This window comes from Vibrio sp. 10N.261.54.E10, from assembly GCF_002877735.2.
GTDB classification, from domain to species: Bacteria; Pseudomonadota; Gammaproteobacteria; order Enterobacterales; family Vibrionaceae; genus Vibrio; species Vibrio crassostreae_C.
Window position 1 is genome coordinate 93,703 of record NZ_MCXE02000004.1, and the last position, 3,522, is coordinate 97,224.

Annotated in this window: 1 protein-coding gene; it reads right to left on the minus strand. The window is 46.5% G+C overall.

Features of this window, described 5'->3' with window-relative positions:
* Positions 1 to 48: 48 nt before the first annotated feature.
* The gene (locus BCU07_RS22820; protein WP_102428387.1) at positions 49 to 2,148 is read right to left on the minus strand and encodes a condensation domain-containing protein; all 2,100 of its coding nucleotides are present in this window, start codon (positions 2,146 to 2,148) and stop codon (positions 49 to 51) included.
* Positions 2,149 to 3,522: the final 1,374 nt, after the last annotated feature.

The window sequence follows — 3,522 nt, forward strand, 5'->3', positions numbered from 1 at the left end:
CGTCAATGATTTGTTATCGATGGCCTGTAGACTTTGAGCCAATGACACTCAATCGCTTGTCCTAGCCAGGCGCGCTTTGTTGTCCGTTGACACGTCGTTGATGACTTGGGCGAGCTCTTGAAGGGTGGGCGTGTCATAAACATTGTCGAGTGCCAACTCGCAGTTGAACTGTGAGCGAATTTTGGCGATCAGACGAACGACGAGCAAAGAGTGACCGCCCAGTGCGAAGAAATCGTCGTCAGGGCTGAGGTCTGAAACCGGGCGTTTGAGCAATTCGGCCCAGATCATGACCAACCTCTGTTGAAGTGCAGCGTCAACGGCTGGTGTCGTGTCGGAGAGGGGGACATCAGTCTGGCCTGCCCAAGGGTGGAGCTGCGGCGGGATCAGATAATCTGGCAGATGGGCTTTGAGATAGGCTTGGATCGCCGGTCGCTGGTCATCGTACGTCTCGACGTTCGCGCGCAGGGTGCGTTGGCCGTTTTCGTCATCAGTGAGGCTCACCTTGGCTCGGGCGATCTGTGGGCAAGCGTCGAGGACATGTTGAATGCGATCGAGTTGGATGGGGTAGCCATTCACTTTGACGGGGCGAATCGCGGAGGTGAGCTGAGAAATGGCGTCGATATCGACCAATTGTGCGACGCTTTGCTGCTCGTCGGCTACCAGGCGGTGGAGCAACTGATGGTAGGCCTGGAGTAAGCCTTGGATCGTCTGGGGAAGAAACAAGTCGGTGTCGTAGTCGAAACGCAGGCGCAGTTGTCCGTTTACGCGAGTGGCGTAGGCTTCCAAATCGCATTTCACCGTTTTCTGGCCACCGATTTGGTGATCGGGTAAGGCGTTTAAGACGCCGGTTTGTGGGATCGCTTTGTGGTCTTCCTCTTGGAAGGTAAATAACAACTGTATGAGCGGAGCATGACTTAAAGAGCGTTGAGGTTGCAGTTCTTCGACTAATAAATCAAAAGGTACCGCCTGGTGTTCAAAGGCGTCGAGGAGCGTGAGTTTGTTGCGTTGCAGTAGCTCGCAAAAACGTTCGTGTGGTTTGACCTGCGTTCTCAACACCAAGGTATTGCTAAAGCAGCCAATTAACGCTTCGCTCTCTCGGCTGAGGCGGCCCGCGACAGGCGTACCGATCACAACGTCGGCGTCTTGACTGATCGCCGAGTAGAGTGTGGTCAATGCTGTTTCCAGAAGCATAAACAGGGTGACGCTGTGGCTGTGACAGAGGGCCTCTAGACGTTGAGTCAGGGTTTCATCCAACACCAACAATTCGCTGGCGCCCGAAAACGCCTGCACAGGACGTCGAGGGTTATCTGTCGGAATGCTGTGCAGTGGCGGTAGATCGTGGAGTTGTGCGCGCCAGTACGCGCACTGGCGTTCCCATGGTGCTTGGTGGATCTGCTGCCGCTGGTGATGGGCGATGTGCTTGTATTGTTGCTCTAAGGGTGGGAGCGTCGCGTGGTGACCGCTAAGCTGAGAGCGGTAGAAATGGTTGAGCTCTGACAACAAGATCGCCATTGACCAGCCATCAAACGCAATGTGGTGGGCTTTGAAGATCAGATAATAACGGTTTGATGCGACTCGAACGACGGTGAGGCGTAACAGGACATCGCCGTTCAGATCAAACGGTTGACGGAGAAAAGGGTGGATCACTTCATCGATGCGCGCCTGAGGTAAAGCGTCACTCAGAGGGGAAGCATCGATGACATCGAAAGGGGGCGTGAAATCGGACATGACCTCTTGAACCAGCGCCTCGCCCTGCATAAACACTTTTGAGCGTAAGATCTGGTGGCGCTCGATAACGCACTTTAGTGACTGCTCTAACTTGGGTAAGTCTAAATCACCGACAAATTCGAAACCGAATGGAATATGATAATTCTGGATGTCCGGTTGCAGTGCTTCGACATACCAAATCCGTTGTTGGGAATAGGAAACAGGGTGGCAGAGGGCCTCGTGCGTGCTGCTGTGCGGGTTTTCAGGTGACGCAGCAGCTTGAAAAAACGCAATGATCTGGGGCTCCAAGCGGCTGATTTGTTGTTTCAACTCATCTGTCAATGTATGGGGAGCGCCAAAACACTCCAATTTTCCGTCAGAAAGCGCAATTTCAATGTCGAGAGAATCGAGAGTGTTGAGTAGGTCTGTTACCGAAGACATGAAACGTCCTTTTAATAATTTCGCTGAGCATCGTGCGTCAATCAATTTGATTCGAAATGATTTCGAGCGCGCGCTAAGTTTATTCGCACTGAGCGGCTATGTATTAATAACGCTGTGGGAGGGTATCAAGAATTAAGAAATATAAAAATAAATTTATATTTCTTAATCATTAATAATAGTTAAAAAACAGTAGTGTTGATAAATGTGTCATTTTTAAATAGTCGAAAATAACGTGTTATTTTTTAGTTTTATCATTTTAAATGAGTAAATGAAACCGATTTAATTTGATGTAATTATCATTTTTAGCGATCGGTTGAAAGGGAATTTATTTGATAGAAGTGTCATTTTTAGTGTGATATTTGTTCAATAAATAATTAACAAAAATGTTACTTAAATAAATGTTACTTAAATAAATGTTAAATTAGTTGCGCATGGTGTTGATTTTTCGAAAATAATGAATATATTTATCTCGTTTTGATAACAAGCCCAGATATTCGATTACGGCCTGAACGGGATATTTTCCGTGCCGAAATGGGCGAACCCTGTGAAGCGTAATATGAAGGCGTAGTTGGCTAGAGACGCTTGTTTAAAGGGGCGCATTAGAACGAGATTTGCTGGCATATTGATGACAGTCGAACGCCCCCCCATCAACAACAAGGTCTGGAGAAGAATTATAAAAATTCTTAAAAAACAAATTGTTGATTTTGGATAGCTGTGGATGCCGTTTTCTGCCTGGTCAGTGAAAGAAGAGGAAGTGCCGCTCGTGTTAAGGTGCCTCATGAGGTTGCCAATTGGAACGCGTTTAGTGCGAGCAAACAAAACGAACGCTGCAAGGGAAATAAAGTATTAAAGACGGTCTCCCAATGGGTCAACTTAATAGAAGGAAATAAAGCGTCATAAATATTTAATATAAGTTACCTCTCATGGTCGACGCTTTTTATTGTTATATAACCCATTGGTTATATATTTCTCAGGCCTAATCATTGCCATTAAAATGCTCGTTTCTGTCATTAAAAATAAATGAAATTTTACTCTGGTTTTAATCAACCATTAATAAGCAGAGTAATCGATTTATTTGACGATGTGATACGACGCGTTGCGTTACTTCTTTACTGCAGATGGTCGTCAATATCTCCCGCCATGATGGATAACTCGATCGACCGCGATCACGATGATGAAGTTGGGCTGCCAATATTTTTATTAACGAAATAAGTTAACTTAATGCCCGCATAAAAAACAAGCCTATTAGTGTGGTGTAAATAAGCTTAGTCACCATTAGAAATACCTGCAAATCCAGCCAGACACTGCTGGGATGCACCGTGTGTGCGATTTGAATATGGATTACCACGATAATTAGAAGGATTGCTCGATCTC